Origin of the sequence: Ilyobacter polytropus DSM 2926 (assembly GCF_000165505.1) — a bacterium.
Taxonomy (GTDB): domain Bacteria; phylum Fusobacteriota; class Fusobacteriia; order Fusobacteriales; family Fusobacteriaceae; genus Ilyobacter; species Ilyobacter polytropus.
In genome coordinates, this window is sequence record NC_014633.1 from 320,660 (window position 1) to 336,821 (window position 16,162).

Consider the following 16,162-nt stretch of genomic DNA (forward strand, 5'->3'; position numbering starts at 1 on the left):
AGGAGGAAGATACATCGTGATATTACTAGGAACACTGGAGCAGGGATTAATATTTTCAATAATGGTTTTGGGGGTCTATATCTCTTATAAGATATTAGACTTTCCTGACCTTTCAGTAGATGGAAGCTTTCCATTGGGAGCTGCAGTTGCTGCAGTGTGTGTCAGCAGAGGGATGAGTCCGGTTTTGGCACTTCTTCTAGCTGTGGTAGCAGGAGGAATGGCAGGTTTTGTAACAGGTTATATACATGTAAAATGGAATATAACAAACCTTTTGGCAGGGATAATAGTTATGACCGGTCTTTATAGTGTTAATCTCAGAGTCATGGGGAAATCCAATATACCTTTGTTTGGAGTGGATCACTTATTTAACACTGGATTACCGTCTATAGTTGTTATTCTAGTGCTATTAACAGTTGTAAAAGGATCTCTTGACTATCTGTTAAAGACAAAGTTTGGTTTTGCCCTTAAGGCCTTAGGAGACAATGAAACTCTTGTAGTATCGCTAGGGATAAATGAAAAGCACCTAAAGATATATGGTCTGGCCATATCCAATGCTCTGGTTGCTTTATCTGGTGGAATTCTTGCACAGTATCAAGGATTTGCAGATGTAGGAATGGGAACAGGAACAATAGTAACAGGTCTTGCAGCTATAATAATAGGTGAAACTGTATTCAAAACAGGTAAGTTTATGAAAGCAACAACAGTAGCTTTACTAGGAACCCTTATATTTAAATATGTAGTAGCGGCTGCACTAAAAATGGGTATGAGAGCCAGTGACCTAAAGCTTGTAACTGCTGTTATAGTGGTAGGAATAATGGCCCTTAAGGAGAAGAAAAAAGGTCTGAAAAGAGGTGTTGCATCAAATGGTTAAATTGGAAAATATAAAGAAAACCTTTATTTCAGAACTTGGAACTAAGAAAGAGGTGTTTAAAAATCTCAACTTTCATGTGAAAGAGGGAGATTTTATAACTATAATAGGAAGTAATGGAGCGGGTAAATCTACCCTTTTAAATGTAATCTTAGGAAATATAATCTCTGATTCAGGAAGGGTACTTGTAGGAAGCAGAGATGTGACATATATGGAAAAACATAAGAGAAACAGTTTTATGTCTAAAGTGTATCAAAATCCATCTTTAGGAACTGCACCTTCGATGACAGTTTATGAAAATCTTTCTATGGCAGACAATAAAGGTAAAAAATTTGGACTTTCTATTGGACTTAACAAAAATAGGAGAGGTTATTATATAGAGGCACTTTCTCAGTTGGGATTAGGTATAGAAAACCAGATGGATACCGAAGTGGGACTTTTATCAGGAGGACAGCGACAGTGCCTTGCACTAATAATGGCAACTCTTAATAAACCAGAAGTTCTGATGCTCGACGAGCATACGGCGGCTTTAGATCCTAAGACATCTAAGATCATAATGAATAAAACAAAAGAGGTAGTAGAAGGAAATAACATATCTACTCTTATGATAACTCATAACCTCCAAGATGCAATAGATTATGGAAACAGAATGATCATGCTTCATCAAGGTGAAATAATAATAGATATTAGTGGAAAAGATAAGCAGGAATTGACCGTAGAATCTCTTCTTGAAACATTTCATAAAAAAGAAGCCGGATTTAGAGGGGAAGAACTCTTTTCAGTATAGAATTCTCAAAGTCTTTATGATATAATCATATAAAGATTTTTTTGGGAGGGTTTTATGAAGAAGATACGGGTGACAGTCCCGGAAGATATCTGGCGTATGATGAGAAATGACGTAGAAGAGTTTGGTATAAACAACAATAAACTCTGCAATTATATACTGGATAAACTAAAATATAAAAAAGATATTAATGTGGAAAAGCTCCTGGAAACTCAAGGAAGACCTCTAAAGAAGATAATACAGTTTGACCTCAATGTGGCAAATAGAGAGATTTATTATGATGTATTGAAGGAAAATCATGTAGATATAGAGGCTGAGTTTTTCAGGGAGCTTTTTGAAGTGTATACATCTAAATTTAAATATCAAAGAGAGCTTTTTATATACGAAGAGAGACTAAAAAGTATATTAGAAGCCATAAAACTAAAAAGAAAACTTAAATTGAAATATATAAACAAAATCTACACTGTGGAACCTTTTTTTGTAAAAAGAGAGGAACAGGGAGATGAAAACTTTTTATTCTGTTTCTGTGAAGAAGCTAAAGGCTATAGAAACTATAAGCTAAAAGAATTAGAGATAATATCTATATTAGATGACAAGATAAAAGGTAAGGATAAAAAGTACATAGAAAGTGTAAGAAAAAACTTTGATCCATTTTTGGGTAACGGGAACTTTGTGAAGGTAAGGCTTACAGGAGAAGGGGTAAGTCTTATGAAGAGTTTGACAAACTACAGGCCTAAATTTTTAAAAAGATCAGGAGATGTCTACACCTTTGAGGCTTCAAATGAAAATGCCAAGCTTTATTTTAGACAGTTTCTAAAAGAAGCAGTTATTCTTGAACCCAAAGAACTAAGAGAAGAGATGAAAAATGAATTTTTAGAAGCCTTTGAGAGTTACAACTCATAATAATTAAAATTTCTATTGAAATCCAGAGTTAAAAGTGATATTATTTTTTCTTTAGTGAATAATCTGGAGTGTGAAACTTGGAAAATATTGTTATTAATCTTAGTAAAATTGCCTGGACAGTTGGGATATTGTTGACATTTTTTTTGGTTGGAAAGCTCTTTAACAGAGGCGTTGAAAAGTTTGGAAAAAAAAATAATTTCTCTACAGACAGGATAGTAAGGGCTAAAAGACTAATTGATAGTTTTTTTGCAATATGCTTTTTTACTCTTATGACACTTATATGGGGATTCCATCTGAAAGAGTTTTTCGTAGTGGCGGCAACTATTTTCACTATTTTGGGAACTGCTCTTTTTGCTTCATGGTCAAATCTCAGTAACATATCTTCTGGCTTGATTCTTTTTTTTAGCTACAGGCTGAAAGTAGGGGACAGGGTGCTGATCAATATAGGAGATCACAAACTTGAAGGGATAATAAAAGAGATGAGACTTTTTTATGTAGAGGTAGAAAATGATAATGGAAATCTAGTCATGTATCCAAATAATCTTATGATACACCAGATAGTGGTTGTTATGAAAAAATAAAACCAGTGGTCTAAGCACCACTGGTTTTTAAATACTCAGATATATCCTTTTCTAACGAGTAAGACTGGTATCTTATATTTTCCATATCTTTAGATAGGTTGTAATGACCGACTACTTTTAGAACCTCCTCTATACACCGGACAGCTTCCTGTATCCTTTTGAAATTGGATACCAAGAGCTGGTCTATACTCTCCTTAGAGTCATTTTTGATTTTCTGGCTCACAGTGAGTCCTATGTCACCTCTGGCATCTCTGCTTTGGATAAGAATATTATCTATATTTTTCATGGTTTTTCTCAAGCTGTGCCTTATAATCCTGCATTCTTTTGTGAGAGCCTCATTTTCAAAATAAAATCTAAAGAGATCCTCGACAACTCTGATTCCCTCAGATGCCCTATTTACATTGACATCAAGAATCCTGTAAAGTTTTTGCATTTTCCGATACCTCCACTCTGTTCCTACCGTTATTCTTGGCTTTATAGAGAGCCTTGTCGACTCTGTCTAGTATGTCATCTAAGGTTTCTCCTATGGAATACTGGCCTACCCCTATACTTACTGTAACAGGATGCCCAACTTTTGGGAAAGTTATGCTCTCCACAGCTTTTCGAAGTCTTTCTGCACAGAGAAGAGCTAATTCTAAATCAGTTTCAGGTAGAAGCAAAATAAATTCCTCACCTCCAAATCTTCCAAAAAGATCCATATTTCTGATATTATTTTTTATTTCAGAAGCTACGTTTTTTAATACCTCGTCTCCTCCTAAGTGGCCGCATAAGTCATTTACTTTTTTGAAAAAATCGATATCTATGAGCATAAGCGAATAAATTCCGCCGTTTCTCTCTGACCTGCTGATCTCTTTTTTTATGCTTTCAAAAATAAATCTCCTGTTATAAATACCTGTGAGTTCATCAGTTATAGAGAGTTCGTGAAGCTTTTTCCTACTTTTTTCGATTTCTGTAATATCATCAATTAGTACAAGAGACATGTCTTTATTGTTATAGGCTATCTTTTTAGAAGAGTATAAAAAGAACTTCTCTTCTTTTTTCCCGCAAACATAGTCCTCCCTGGAAAGGATTTTCTTATTTGTGTGGGAGTTCTTGGAAATAGAGTCATATACAGAGTTTCTGAGATGGCATTCGTGGCATTTACTGGTTTCTCCACAACCTTTGTTTTCTTCAAGGGCGTTGGCACATTGCAGTAGATCTCCACATTTTTTCCCGTAAATATCATTGAGGTCAAGACTTATCATTTTTCCTGAGGATTTATTTAACTCCTGAATTTCCATATCTTCGTTAAAGACAAACATTTTTGTTTCTAAATTATCCATTAGTATTTCTAAGAATTCTTTCTGTGTTTTTAGTTTTTTTAATTTCATAGTATTCTCCTTTAAAACTTGTAAAGAACAAAAATCTATATCAATTTAAAGAGCTAAAAATGCAAAAGTAACCGACATACAGCCGGTTACTTTTTTTCATCTTCAAGGGCCGATCTCAGCCTTTGGTTTTCCTCTCGAAGCAGAGAGAGTTCCTTATGAATCTTTCTAGATCCTGTCTGCAGAGAGTTTAGTCTTATCTCCAAGGAATTTAGAATCCAAAACTGAAAGTGATTAACCTTCTGCTGTTCATGGATCATCCAGGCGATTTTTAGAGATACAAGAAGTACTCCGAGCTCTAGAGAAAGTGTCACAGGGATATAGTGAAGGACTCCACCCATAAAGAATGATACCACCACAATAGTTAGAAACGCTGCATTAAGCATCTTATGTGTTCGAGACTGATGAGAACCACCGATACTTCCTACGATCTGTTTCACTTTTTCCTGTTCTAGCCGATAGTGTTCCATTTCTTCTTGTAAAAATTCTTGGGACATGCTACACCTCCTAGAGTTTTATATTAATATCCCTTTGATGCACAACGTGCAAAGAGAAACTTTACTTTCTTTGAATGTGGTCTAGGTTAGTATAGATTATATCATCTTTTATATATAATGATAAGTTTTTTTAAGATATTTATAAAAAAATCAAGAAAATTTTTATTTTTTTATGAGAACAAAAAAGACTTTTTGTTTAGAAGAGTCCGTGATAAAATACACGGATATTGGATTCGGAGGTAATATTATGGAAAAAATTATGCATGGAGATGTGTCAAAGTTATTTTTAAGGTATCTTATACCTTCAGTTACAGGGACATTGTCCATAGGAATTTTGATTTTTATAGATACGATTTTTATAGGCAGAGGAATAGGAAGCCTAGGACTCGTGGCACTAAATACAGTTATACCCGCCTATACCTTGTATTCTTCTACTGGGATGCTTCTCGGAATAGGTGGAGCTACAGCAGCTTCTGTAGATGCAGGAAGGGGAGATTACGATGGAAGAAATAAAATATTTACTCATTCTGTAATTTTGGCACTTGTCCTCGGATGTTTATATATTATTGGTCAGACTGTACTTTTAAAGGAGATCACTTTTTTTCTAGGAGCAAGGGGTGGTGCCATTCCTATGACTGAGGATTATCTGGGGATTCTTTCGAAGTTTACTCTTTTTTATCTGCTTCCACACTGTCTAAATGCTTTTATAAGAAATGACGGGAATCCCTCTATTTCTATGATGGGAATGGTTTTATGCGGGATAGTAAATATTATTTTAGATTATACTTTTATTTTTCAATTTAACTGGGGAATGAAAGGTGCCGCTCTTGCTACGGGAATAGCCCAGATGAGTTACACTGCTGTCCTTTTGACTCACTTTATATCAAAGAAGAACTCACTTGTTCTACAAAGTCATAAACTTGAAATTTTGGTTATTCATAGAATGTTCAAGGTGGGACTTCCTAGTTTCATAAATGAGATGTCTTTCGGTGCAGTAATCTTTGCCTTCAACTATATATTTCTCCGTATAGGTGGCGAAAATGCAGTTGCTGCATATAGCATAATCCTAAATATAAATATTCTTCTGTATCTTGTGTTTTTGGGAATATCCCAGGCATCACAGCCATTATTCAGCGTGAATTATGGAGGGGGATTACACAGTAGGGTTTGGGAGACCCTAAAATTAAGCACTTTGGTCAGTGGTTTGCTAGGAGCAGTTACTATTCTTGTCACAATTTTATATACAAAGGAAATAATAGGGTTGTTTATAAGAGATGATATGGAACTTATGAAAATTACAGGAGATGGAATGCCTTTGTTCTTTAGTGCATCTATCTTTATGGGTCTGAATATAATGATGTCGACTTTTTACCAGTCAATAGAAAGTTCTGCAGTATCTTCTTTTATAACGACTATGAGAAGTTGTGTACTCATGGTGGTCGGGCTGATTTTTCTTCCAGGAATGGCCGGTATAAAAGGTGTGTGGATGACACCGCTTTTTGCAGAGGGAATAGCTTTTGTAATCTCTTTGTTTTTTTTAAAGAATTATTTTGATAAAAATAAAGGGAGTTTTCAAAAATCAGTCAATATAACACCTATTTATAACAAATAATTTAAATTTTTTTATTTTTCCTTGCTTAAAATGACAGACTATGGAAAATTTACGTAAATTCTACAAGTGAAGATTAAAAATCTATTTAACGAAAATCTTAACCTTTTCTTTGAAGGAAAATTAATTAATCAGAGAATAAAACCATATAGATTAAATATGGGAGGTAATAAGATGGAGTATAGGATTGTGGCTATAAAGATGGAAGAAAGACAAAAAACTGCAGTTAAGGTGCAGGATATTTTGACTGAGTACGGATGCCTTATAAAGGTGAGACTTGGATTGCACAATGTGGCACCGGATCAGTGTAGCCCTACTGGGCTGATACTTTTGGAAGTTATAGCCCATGACCCTAAGGCTGGGGAGATGCTCGACTCATTGAACAATATAGAGGGAGTTCAGGCAAAGGAAATTTTGATTTAGTAAAAAGGCAGCCAGGCTGCCTTTTTTTTGTGAGGTGGAGTAGATGTTTGAATCAGAAAAAAGCAAGATGATAAAAGATCACCTTATAGGCAGAGGAATAAGAGATGCAAGGGTTCTAAAAGCCATGAGCAGTGTTCCTAGAGAAAAGTTTGTAAGGGAGAGGGATAAGTTGATCTCATATGCAGATACACCTCTTTCCATAGGATGGGGTCAGACAATATCTCAGCCATACATAGTGGCGTATATGCTAGAAGTTTTAGACATAGAAAAAGAAAACAGGGTTTTAGAGATAGGGACGGGATCGGGATATGAAGCTGCTATTTTGTCAAGACTGGCTAAAGAGGTTGTGACTGTAGAGATAGTGGAAGAACTCTATAAAGATGGCAAAAGAAAACTTGAAAATCTGGGGTATGAAAATATAGAAGTAGTAAGTGGTGACGGGTATAGAGGTTATAAAAAAAAGGCACCTTATGATAGGATAATATTATCAGCAGCTCCGACTGATATTCCTGAAAATCTTGTTGATCAGCTGGCTGCAAAGGGAAAATTAATAGCTCCTGTAGGGGGGATTTTTCAAGAGCTGATATTACTAGAAAAAGATGAATTTGGGAAGATATCAAAAAAAAGACTTTTACCTGTTAGATTTGTTCCGATGGTAAGAGAGTGAAGACTTTACTTTATACTATCTCTGGTATATAATTTATGTGACGTAAGGAAAAAAATGATAAAAAAGGAGAATTAATATCATGAAAATATGTGTAGCAGGAACTGGATATGTAGGGCTATCAAATGCAATACTTCTAGCCCAGCATAATGAGGTAGTTGCCTTAGATGTCATACAGGAAAAGGTAGACATGATAAACCAAAGAAAATCACCTATCGCAGATGTCGAAATAGAGGATTTTTTGGAAAATAAAGATCTGAATCTGACTGCCACCACTGATGCCTATAAAGCTTACGAAGGTGCAGAATATGTAATAGTTTCAACTCCTACAAATTACGATCCGGATAAGCATTACTTTAACACCAGGACAGTAGAGGCTGTTATAGCAAATGTATTGTCTATTAATCCAGAATCAACAATTGTTGTAAAATCAACTGTCCCTGTTGGATATACTAAAAAAGTAAGAGAGATGTTTGATACAGACAACATTATTTTTTCTCCAGAATTTTTGAGAGAGGGAAAAGCTCTTTATGACAATCTTTATCCATCTAGAATTGTAGTGGGAGAAAAATCTGAAAGAGCAAAAAAATTCGCAGAACTGCTAGCTCAGGGAGCAATCAAAGAAAACATAGATATTTTGTTTACTGATTCTACAGAGGCAGAAGCAATAAAGCTATTTTCCAATACTTATTTAGCACTTAGAGTTGCTTATTTTAATGAATTAGATACCTATGCAGAAATTAGGGGATTAAATTCAAAAGAGATAATAGAAGGCGTAGGTCTAGACCCTAGAATAGGATCTCACTATAACAACCCATCATTTGGTTACGGAGGATACTGTCTTCCAAAAGATACAAAGCAACTTAGAGCAAATTATGAAGATGTTCCTAATAATATAATAGGTGCTATAGTAGATGCCAATACCACTAGAAAAGATCATGTAGCAGATATGATAATCTCAAAAAATCCTAAAATAGTGGGGGTATACAGATTGACTATGAAAACTGATTCAGACAACTTCAGAGCTTCTGCTATTCAGGGAATAATGAAGAGAATAAAGGCAAAGGGAATAGAAGTTGTAATTTTCGAGCCGGCTTTAGAGGAAGAGAGCTTCTTTAATTCAAAAGTGATAAGAGACTTAGAAGAGTTTAAATCTATTTCAGATATTATAGTAACAAACAGGCTTTCAGATGATCTGCAAGATGTAGAGGAAAAAATATATACACGTGACCTTTATAAGAGAGACTAAATAATTTGGACCCCTATTCTATAGGGGTCCTTTACTTTTTCATTTATCTGAGATATAATTTATTGTTTGGTATTTATATGATTTTTTTTAAAAATGAAATTAAAATTCAGATAAAGGGGCGAGTCGGTATGATAGATAAAAAAGTTTTAGATAGAATATTTGAAATTCTTCCCAAGACTTCGCTTTTCGGAGGTATCTCAGAGGAGGAGATAGAGTATTTTGCCATGTTAATGGAAGAGGTTAGATATAAAGAGGGAGACGTCATTTTTAGTGAGGGAGAACCCCCTGGAGACTCTTACCTTATTTTAGATGGCAAGGTGGATTTTTTAATGCTTGGAGAGAAATTGGGAACGGTAAAAGATGGGAAACTTTTTGGTGTAGTGGCTCCTCTTGGAATACAAAAGCAGCTTTCGACGGCTATAGCTAAAACAGATATAACACTTGCGGTGATACCTAAAATGGCACTTCTTAAGATATCCGAAGAAAGACAGGAACTTTTTGGAAAAATAATGTTTAACATAGCACGAGATCTTGCAAGAAACCTAATTCTTGTAAAAAAGATCCTTATGGAACATATGGAATGGTGTAAAATAGACTAATTTTTTGAGATTTGTAAAGACTTTTGTGTAATCAATAGCAAAAGTCTTTTTTTATTGTGAAAAATTAAATTTTATAGGAGGAATACTTGGATTAAGTTTGTAGATACTTAAAAAGATTTAAGTAATTAAAATATGCTATAAAGAAATTATTTTTGGGGTGGTTGTCATGAAAAAGGGTTTTACTCTAATAGAACTAGTAGTAGTGGTAGCATTGATATTAATCTTATCAGCGACTATTATGGTGAAAGTAAGTAAAGTTATAAAAAATTCAAGAGATGCAAAAGCTTATTTTATAACTGGAGAATATCGGACTGTGTATAAGATAGCTGCTGTTGAAAGCGAAGACGGGGGAAATGATATAGATTTTAATGATCTTGTAGAACGAGTTGACAGTCATGCAGCCAATGAACTATATTCAAGCAGAATTTCAGATTCTAAGGGTGCCTATGCAAGCGGTAGTGTCGAAGATGGAGGTATAGGGGGATTCCTTGAGGTAGGTACCAACACCGGAGGCATTACTGTTGAAGGAAGTACGATGCCTCTGATTCTACTTATTATAGAAAAAGGAGTGGGAGTTTCAATAGCGGATAACTCTACTTACTATTTTGATGATGGGGAGAATGGTAAGGATACAAGAGGAGAAGAGTGGGACGGAATAGAGTAAGACTATACATATAATTTTTTTGAAAAAGGGAGCAATAGCTAGAAATAGCTTCTACTCCCTTTTATACATTAGGTTCTCAATTTTAAAGTTGATAGTTTATATGAAAACAGAAACTGATTCTTTAATGCCCATTTTACTACAAGTCAAGAAATAAAAAATGACATTCTATCTCATAAAGTTTTTCTAAATCATCTTTTTTTAATAGATTTCTTATGGAATTTTCATATATACTCATCTGTTTCTCGTCTTTTTCTCCGGTTTTATAGTCCACGATAACTATTTTTCCTGGATTTTTATCCTTTGCTTCTTTTATCATAAGACGGTCTATTCTTCGCACAGAATTGTTTTCATCTAAGATTTTAAATTCCCTATGAATATGATCCCAATCTTTGCTGAATATCCAGCTATTGTCACGAAAGAATTTTTTTATCCCTGTTCCTTCAAAAATATTTGCCATCATTCTTTCGCCAAGCATATTTCCATATTTTGCCAGAGTGATTTTTTGGGATTTTTGAAGTTCTTCTGGAGTAAGGTATTTTATGTTTTCAAGAAAGTAGTGTACTGCACTTCCGGATTTTCGTTTAAATTCCTGGTCCAAACTCATATTATAAGAAAAGTTTTTCTTTTTCACACTATTTTCCATTAGAATATCTGTATCTACAATGTAATTGTCAAGTTCCTGGTTAAAGGAAATTTTTTTATCTTGAGAAAAAACTGTTTCTATTGGGGACTCTCTGAAAAATCCGATACTTTTCATATCTAGGTTTTCGTTGTCCTCAGATCCCATGGCATTTTTCAGACCATTCAGAATCTTATTTTCCTTCTCGATAAGTTTTTTCCTCTCTATTCCAGCATCAATAAAAGTTATAAGATTCTTCTTTGGCCTGGTCATTGCAACATAGAGGTTGTTTATTTCCTCCATTTCGTCTTTCACATTGTTTTCTTCTACAAAGTCCATGTTCAGGAAATTGAGTATAGATTTATATGAGGCATTAGTAAGAAGATAATCTTTTGTATTTTCATAAGTGTCGTCCATTTTTAGATAAAATTTTAGACCTGTGTCTGGAAATTTTCTAGTTGAAAGAGGATGGTAAAAAAATTCAGTCTCAAACTCAAGACCCTTTGATTTATGTATGCTCATTATATTTACTGCATTTATTTCTTCTACAGCTACTTGTTTTAATTTATCTCCATCGGGATTTTCTTCAGCATAGGCGAGAAAATCCTCTATACTCCTATATTCTTTGAGTATTTCATAAAATCTGAGAAGATTTTTCACATCAGAGTTTGTAGGGAATATCTCCAATATACCCAGATCCTTTATCAGGGAGAGAGCCAGGTTGTCTAGACGTCCCTTTTGATCTTTTGTATTGATTTGGAAAACCCCAAGGAATTTTTTTCTAAATCCCTTTATTAAACCAAGTTGAAGTTTGCAGATATCAGTCTTATCTCTGATGCCGTCTAAATATTCATTTATCTCTATACGTTTTACAATGAGTTCTTTCAACTCTGAGTCATCTATATTTATAATGTCACTCCTCATAAATTCTAATAAATATATATATTCGTTGTAGGCAAGGTATTTTAAAAGAGAGAATATTCCTTTCACAGCTCTGTGCTCTAGCAGAGTGCCACTAGAGTTTATTATAAAGGGTATATGATTTTCAGCTAGTTTTTCTGATATAGCTATGAGATCCTTATTTCTTCTGGCAATAATTCCAACTTTATTGTAATTATTGACATTTTGCTGTAAAATCTCAATCATGGCGTCAAAAGAGCTTTTATCATCGTCCTTACAGTTTATAACTGTCTGCACAAAGCCATTGTCCTTGGACTGCAAATAATCTACATTTTCATAATTCCAAATCTTGTTTTCTTCGTCATACTGGTCTCTCAAAGAGGAGAAGAACTTATTTACAAAGTTGATTATTGTTTTTTCACTTCTATAGGATTTCTCCAAAGTTTCACTGGTACCGTTTATTATATTAGGAAGTTTATCAAAGAGATCTTTTTCTCCTCCACGCCATCCATAAATACTCTGTTTTTCATCTCCTACACAGATAACCTTATTAGCTCTCTCTGTTATTGATCTAAGAATTTTCCACTGAAGTATGCTGGTATCTTGAAATTCATCAATAAAAATGGTCTTAATTTCCCCTTCAGTTAGCTGATAAAAATAATCGGTTACCTTGTTATTTTCCACAAGAGAGAGTCTAGGGTCACTAAAATATTTAAAGGTAAAGGTAGATATATCTGTATGGGTAAACTTTTTTTCTCTAAACTTCATCTCATCGTATACTGAAAATATAAACTCTACAAAATCAAAGAGATTTTTTTCATAGGGGATAACCTTACTGTTAAAAATAAATCTGGAGAGCTCTATTTTAAAGAGAGAATAGGCTTCTATAATTCTTTCAACATGTTTTTCGGTGCCTTTTATCTTGGCTGTAGGATTAATAAAAGATTTTACCCAGAAGGTGTCCTCCTTTAGAAATAATTTAAAGTTTTCAGTTATAAATTTTAATTTTTCCGACTGGGTGTTTTTTGACAGATACCCTTTAAAAGCTTTTTTAAATCCATCTATTAGAACTTTAGACGGACTTTTTATCTTACCAGCCTCTTCAATATCAGTTTTCATATTGTCAAGTAAGTCTACGAGGTTGCAGATGTCGTAGGCTTTTCTATCTTTTTTCTTGAAAAGCAGAAATTTCCATCGTTCGTTGAGTATGTTTTTTATAAGCTTTAGATAAGCTTCTATATCTTTTTCAGCGTTTTCATAGAGAAAGTCCTTGAAGCTTTCGAAATAGGTCTTTTTTTCTAATAGTTTTTCTAGGATTTTCAAATGAAAGTCTTTGTTTCTGTCATCGTCTATTATCTCATAAGAATATATACCAAGGCTTGGAGCGATGGACTTTTTGAAGATTATATTTGTGAAGCTGTCAATTGTATGGATTTTTAATCTGTCTTTATTTTTCATAATCTCAGAATAGACATCGACAAGTTTCTCAGTATCTACAACAAGATCCGGGTAAAGTTTTTTTATATTTTCTACTATTTCTTGTGCATCTTCTCCATCTGTTGTTATTTCTTTTAGAAAGGATAATATTCGCTCTCTTATCTCACCTGTGGCTTTTCTGGTAAAAGTCAGTACCATAATCTCTTGAAAATTTTCTCCTAGCAGAAGACTGGCTATATATTCTAATGAAAGACGGTAAGTTTTTCCTGTTCCTGCACTTGCCTTTAAGATTTTTCTATTTTTCATCTTCCCACCTCATCCTGCATACTTGCTGATATTCACACCTGTTGCAGGTGCTGTGTTTTTCTGTTCTTTTATATATGGGATTAGCGATAAATTCCTTTAGTTGATTTTTCATGTCATTATAAGTGAGGGTATTTTTCCTGCTGCTAAAGTCTTCTAATTTTCCATCCCAGGCATTAAAAATATATTTTTTTGCCTGGGATTCCTCACCATAGTATAAGATAGAATAAAAATCCAGTTGCCTTGGATCTCCTTGACCTGTCTTGTAATCTAAGATACAGTTGTCTCTGCTGCTTTCTATAATAAGATCTATTCTACCACTTAGAATGACCTTTAGATTTTCATCTATAAGTTTTTCTTTTTTACTTTTTTCTCCTGAAAAACTTATTATATTTTGGTCTCCAATAATTTTTTCAAGATTTTTATAAAATCCTTTTATTCCTTCAATAAAAACAGGAAACATTATCTCCCTATAATAGTTATCTAGATGAAAAGGTATCTGGAGTCTCCTTTTATATAATGCTTTTCTCAGTAGCTCATCTATATTAACCTCAGCCAGGGAAAAGTTTTTATTTTTCACATCATCTTCTTTTATATTGGCAATCTCTTCTAATATCTCGTGTACAATTATACCTATGATTCTAGGGGAAAGTTTTGATTCCAATTTTCTGGTTTGATACTCTATGGATGCGATCTTTTGCAGATAAAACTTATATGGACAAATCGTCAAAAGAGAGTAATCATAACTTCCAAGTCTTATGGTTTTTTCATGAAAATCACTGTCATCTTTCTGAAGAGAGTTTACAGTGAGTTCTTTTTTTACAGGAGAGCTGCCTTTGAAAAAAGTTCTTGCCATGGACAACAGATCATTTTGATCATATTTTGGATCTGTGATTTTCAGCTTGTAGTTTAGCATCAATTCCTCTATAAACGGAGAGCTGTCCAGATCATTTTCCTCATTTTTCATACTGAAAACCAATGCTTTTTTGCAGTTAAATAGGCCCTGAAAAAATCTGTATTTTTCATAGAGCCTTTTTTCATCTGAGGATAAAAGATTGTTTTCTTCTCTTTGTATCTCTGTTAAAAGAAAATCCCTTATGTTATTTTCAGGAAGAGTTTTTCCAGAAATGTCTATGTATACTCCGGTTTCTTTTAAACAAGAGTTTTCTTCTCTAGAAGATTTTATTTTTGTAGGGACAAGGTCATTTCGGCTAGATACCTTAATTTCTTTAAGTTGCATATATTTAAGAAGAAGTTTGTATAAAGGTTCTGCTAGGTTTTCACCAAAGTAATCCTCCCAAGTTTTGTGCATCTCTAACATCTCTAGGGACTTGACTTCTGAGAGTGATTCAAAATACTTGTTTATAGAATCAATATAAATATCTTCATCTAGCTTAGTGAAATTGAAAAATTCTTTATTACCCATTAATTCTAACAGTTCTCCAGCATCAGAGACTTTTCTTATTTGACAAATATCTTCAATTATATGAGAAAGTTTCTCTATAAATCCAGATATATTATCTTCACTGTCTTTAGTTGTTTTTCTTCTGTCTAAAAGGATTCGAGTTAGTTCACCTTTGTTTATAAGATCCTTTGTGATATATTGATATTCGTTTTCTATTATTTTCATAAAAAATTTTATCTCTTCATGATTAAATGAATAGTAATCAGAAAAAACTCTGTTCTCCAAGGCTTTCAAAATAGTCTGAGAAGAAAAGTATAAGATTTTACTTTTTTCATTTTCATTATAAAAAATTTTTTCTGTTATTCCAGAAAGAATCTCATACTGTAACTCCATAAAACGATAAAGATCTGTGTTTTTAAGGATATTTTTATGACCTGTAAAAATTCTAGGTGCAAATAATGGATATATACTATTTTCTGGATTTTGAGAAAAAAGTTCTATTTTCTTTTCTTTCATAATATCCATGAGATTAATCAGCTGGTGCATCTCATCAGAAACTTCGATGACTTTAATGTTATCTGACTTTTCGGGGAATGTAAATTTCTTGATCTTCAGATCATCTTCACAAAAATCACCTTCTGTTATCTGCAAAATAAACTCTAACTCATAGGTTTCAGAGAGTTTTTCTATCATCTTTTTTTCAAAGGGAGTAAAAAAAGGTATGTCAACAAAGATAAAATTTTCATAATTTTCAAAAAAATCCAAGGAATAATTATTCAGATTATTTGTCCAGTCCTGTGGGATATAATTATATCTGTCTAAAAGATCAAGGTAATTCTTTTTAATAATCTCTAAATCTTTAAGGTATTCTTCTTGCCAATTTTGGAGGTTTTTCACATCTTTTACAAGATATTCTTGAAGTTCTCTGTAGAACTTCAAGAAGTTTTCCCCCAGGTCGATTATGTCGTAGTATGAGTTTATATTATATTTTTTCCTTAAATCTTCAGGAATAGCCCTGTAAAACAGCAGAGTACGTTTTTCTTCTCTTATTACCAGTCGTTCTTCAGGAAGGAGATATTCCTTCATAGAACTCATGGTAGTATAGAGGCTGTTTCTTCTGAAAAAATTCTTTTCTGCTTTATCTTCTGCAAAGTTTTTCAGAGTGTTGTCTGAAAAAACAAATACTGATTTTCCATCATCTATTAGTTTTTCTAAAATATCCTTGCCATAATCCACATAGGTAAACTTCATATTTTTACCACCTCAAAAATAAATTTTTCATATAAATAA

15 protein-coding genes are annotated in these 16,162 nt (G+C 33.5%); 10 read left to right on the forward strand and 5 right to left on the reverse strand.

Annotated elements, in window-relative coordinates:
* Positions 1-13: 13 nt before the first annotated feature.
* The 4 genes from ILYOP_RS11425 to ILYOP_RS11440 all read left to right on the forward strand — a co-directional run bounded on the left by ILYOP_RS11425 (position 14) and on the right by ILYOP_RS11440 (position 3,136).
* Positions 14-871 (forward strand): ABC transporter permease, encoded by an 858-nt coding sequence (locus ILYOP_RS11425; protein WP_187288131.1) that lies wholly within the window; start codon positions 14-16, stop codon positions 869-871.
* The gene (locus ILYOP_RS11430; RefSeq protein WP_013388656.1) at positions 864-1,655 is read left to right on the forward strand and encodes an ABC transporter ATP-binding protein; all 792 of its coding nucleotides are present in this window, start codon (positions 864-866) and stop codon (positions 1,653-1,655) included. The genes ILYOP_RS11425 and ILYOP_RS11430 overlap by 8 nt, the downstream gene beginning before the upstream one ends.
* Before the next feature lie 54 nt (positions 1,656-1,709).
* Complete coding sequence (locus ILYOP_RS11435; RefSeq protein WP_013388657.1) at positions 1,710-2,555, forward strand: WYL domain-containing protein; 846 nt, start codon at positions 1,710-1,712, stop codon at positions 2,553-2,555.
* A 77-nt stretch (positions 2,556-2,632) separates the two neighbouring features.
* Positions 2,633-3,136 carry a mechanosensitive ion channel domain-containing protein gene (locus ILYOP_RS11440; RefSeq protein WP_013388658.1) on the forward strand — a complete coding sequence of 168 codons (504 nt, stop codon included), beginning with the start codon at positions 2,633-2,635 and terminating at the stop codon, positions 3,134-3,136.
* Positions 3,137-3,146: 10 nt separating this feature from the next.
* Here ILYOP_RS11440 and ILYOP_RS11445 read toward each other — a convergent pair whose 3' ends face one another.
* The 3 genes from ILYOP_RS11445 to ILYOP_RS11455 form a co-directional block, all read right to left on the reverse strand.
* A complete protein-coding gene (locus tag ILYOP_RS11445) occupies positions 3,147-3,569 on the reverse strand; it encodes a hypothetical protein (RefSeq protein WP_013388659.1) in 423 nt (140 codons plus the stop codon).
* The gene (locus ILYOP_RS15295) at positions 3,544-4,506 is read right to left on the reverse strand and encodes a GGDEF domain-containing protein (RefSeq protein ID WP_013388660.1); all 963 of its coding nucleotides are present in this window, start codon (positions 4,504-4,506) and stop codon (positions 3,544-3,546) included. Before ILYOP_RS15295 ends, ILYOP_RS11445 begins: the two co-directional genes overlap by 26 nt.
* Positions 4,507-4,592: 86 nt before the next feature.
* On the reverse strand, positions 4,593-5,000 hold the full coding sequence (locus ILYOP_RS11455; RefSeq protein WP_013388661.1) for a hypothetical protein: 408 nt from the start codon (positions 4,998-5,000) through the stop codon (positions 4,593-4,595).
* A 247-nt stretch (positions 5,001-5,247) separates the two neighbouring features.
* Here ILYOP_RS11455 and ILYOP_RS11460 point away from each other — a divergent pair, with 247 nt between their 5' ends.
* The 6 genes from ILYOP_RS11460 (at position 5,248) to ILYOP_RS11485 (ending at position 10,208) form a co-directional block, all read left to right on the forward strand.
* Positions 5,248-6,612 carry an MATE family efflux transporter gene (locus ILYOP_RS11460; protein WP_013388662.1) on the forward strand — a complete coding sequence of 455 codons (1,365 nt, stop codon included), beginning with the start codon at positions 5,248-5,250 and terminating at the stop codon, positions 6,610-6,612.
* 171 nt (positions 6,613-6,783) lie between these two features.
* Entirely contained in the window at positions 6,784-7,032 is a 249-nt protein-coding gene (locus ILYOP_RS11465; RefSeq protein ID WP_013388663.1) for a CPF_0552 family protein, read from the forward strand.
* A gap of 43 nt (positions 7,033-7,075) precedes the next feature.
* Positions 7,076-7,699 (forward strand): protein-L-isoaspartate(D-aspartate) O-methyltransferase, encoded by a 624-nt coding sequence (locus ILYOP_RS11470; protein WP_013388664.1) that lies wholly within the window; start codon positions 7,076-7,078, stop codon positions 7,697-7,699.
* A 79-nt stretch (positions 7,700-7,778) separates the two neighbouring features.
* Positions 7,779-8,945 carry a nucleotide sugar dehydrogenase gene (locus tag ILYOP_RS11475; protein WP_013388665.1) on the forward strand — a complete coding sequence of 389 codons (1,167 nt, stop codon included), beginning with the start codon at positions 7,779-7,781 and terminating at the stop codon, positions 8,943-8,945.
* Between the two features lie 128 nt (positions 8,946-9,073).
* Entirely contained in the window at positions 9,074-9,544 is a 471-nt protein-coding gene (locus tag ILYOP_RS11480) for a cyclic nucleotide-binding domain-containing protein (RefSeq protein ID WP_013388666.1), read from the forward strand.
* A 166-nt stretch (positions 9,545-9,710) separates the two neighbouring features.
* Positions 9,711-10,208, forward strand: a complete 498-nt coding sequence (locus ILYOP_RS11485) for a type II secretion system protein (RefSeq protein WP_013388667.1) — start codon at positions 9,711-9,713, stop codon at positions 10,206-10,208.
* A gap of 136 nt (positions 10,209-10,344) precedes the next feature.
* On the opposite strand, the gene ILYOP_RS11490 is transcribed toward ILYOP_RS11485, so the two are convergent.
* Together ILYOP_RS11490 and ILYOP_RS11495 are read right to left on the reverse strand one after the other, a co-directional pair.
* On the reverse strand, positions 10,345-13,470 hold the full coding sequence (locus ILYOP_RS11490; protein ID WP_013388668.1) for a UvrD-helicase domain-containing protein: 3,126 nt from the start codon (positions 13,468-13,470) through the stop codon (positions 10,345-10,347).
* Positions 13,460-16,123, reverse strand: coding sequence for a PD-(D/E)XK nuclease family protein (locus ILYOP_RS11495; protein ID WP_013388669.1), 2,664 nt, complete (start codon positions 16,121-16,123; stop codon positions 13,460-13,462). The genes ILYOP_RS11490 and ILYOP_RS11495 overlap by 11 nt, the downstream gene beginning before the upstream one ends.
* Positions 16,124-16,162: the final 39 nt, after the last annotated feature.

What these genes read in the sequence shown, in the direction of transcription:
- ILYOP_RS11430 (WP_013388656.1), top strand. Translation starts at nt 864, where the DNA reads ATGGTTAAATTGGAAAATATAAAGAAAACCTTTATTTCAGAACTTGGA.
- ILYOP_RS11435 (WP_013388657.1), top strand. Translation starts at nt 1,710, where the DNA reads ATGAAGAAGATACGGGTGACAGTCCCGGAAGATATCTGGCGTATGATG.
- ILYOP_RS11445 (WP_013388659.1), bottom strand. Translation starts at nt 3,569, where the DNA reads ATGCAAAAACTTTACAGGATTCTTGATGTCAATGTAAATAGGGCATCT.
- ILYOP_RS15295 (WP_013388660.1), bottom strand. Translation starts at nt 4,506, where the DNA reads ATGAAATTAAAAAAACTAAAAACACAGAAAGAATTCTTAGAAATACTA.
- ILYOP_RS11455 (WP_013388661.1), bottom strand. Translation starts at nt 5,000, where the DNA reads ATGTCCCAAGAATTTTTACAAGAAGAAATGGAACACTATCGGCTAGAA.
- ILYOP_RS11460 (WP_013388662.1), top strand. Translation starts at nt 5,248, where the DNA reads ATGGAAAAAATTATGCATGGAGATGTGTCAAAGTTATTTTTAAGGTAT.
- ILYOP_RS11465 (WP_013388663.1), top strand. Translation starts at nt 6,784, where the DNA reads ATGGAGTATAGGATTGTGGCTATAAAGATGGAAGAAAGACAAAAAACT.
- ILYOP_RS11470 (WP_013388664.1), top strand. Translation starts at nt 7,076, where the DNA reads ATGTTTGAATCAGAAAAAAGCAAGATGATAAAAGATCACCTTATAGGC.
- ILYOP_RS11475 (WP_013388665.1), top strand. Translation starts at nt 7,779, where the DNA reads ATGAAAATATGTGTAGCAGGAACTGGATATGTAGGGCTATCAAATGCA.
- ILYOP_RS11480 (WP_013388666.1), top strand. Translation starts at nt 9,074, where the DNA reads ATGATAGATAAAAAAGTTTTAGATAGAATATTTGAAATTCTTCCCAAG.
- ILYOP_RS11485 (WP_013388667.1), top strand. Translation starts at nt 9,711, where the DNA reads ATGAAAAAGGGTTTTACTCTAATAGAACTAGTAGTAGTGGTAGCATTG.
- ILYOP_RS11490 (WP_013388668.1), bottom strand. Translation starts at nt 13,470, where the DNA reads ATGAAAAATAGAAAAATCTTAAAGGCAAGTGCAGGAACAGGAAAAACT.
- ILYOP_RS11495 (WP_013388669.1), bottom strand. Translation starts at nt 16,123, where the DNA reads ATGAAGTTTACCTATGTGGATTATGGCAAGGATATTTTAGAAAAACTA.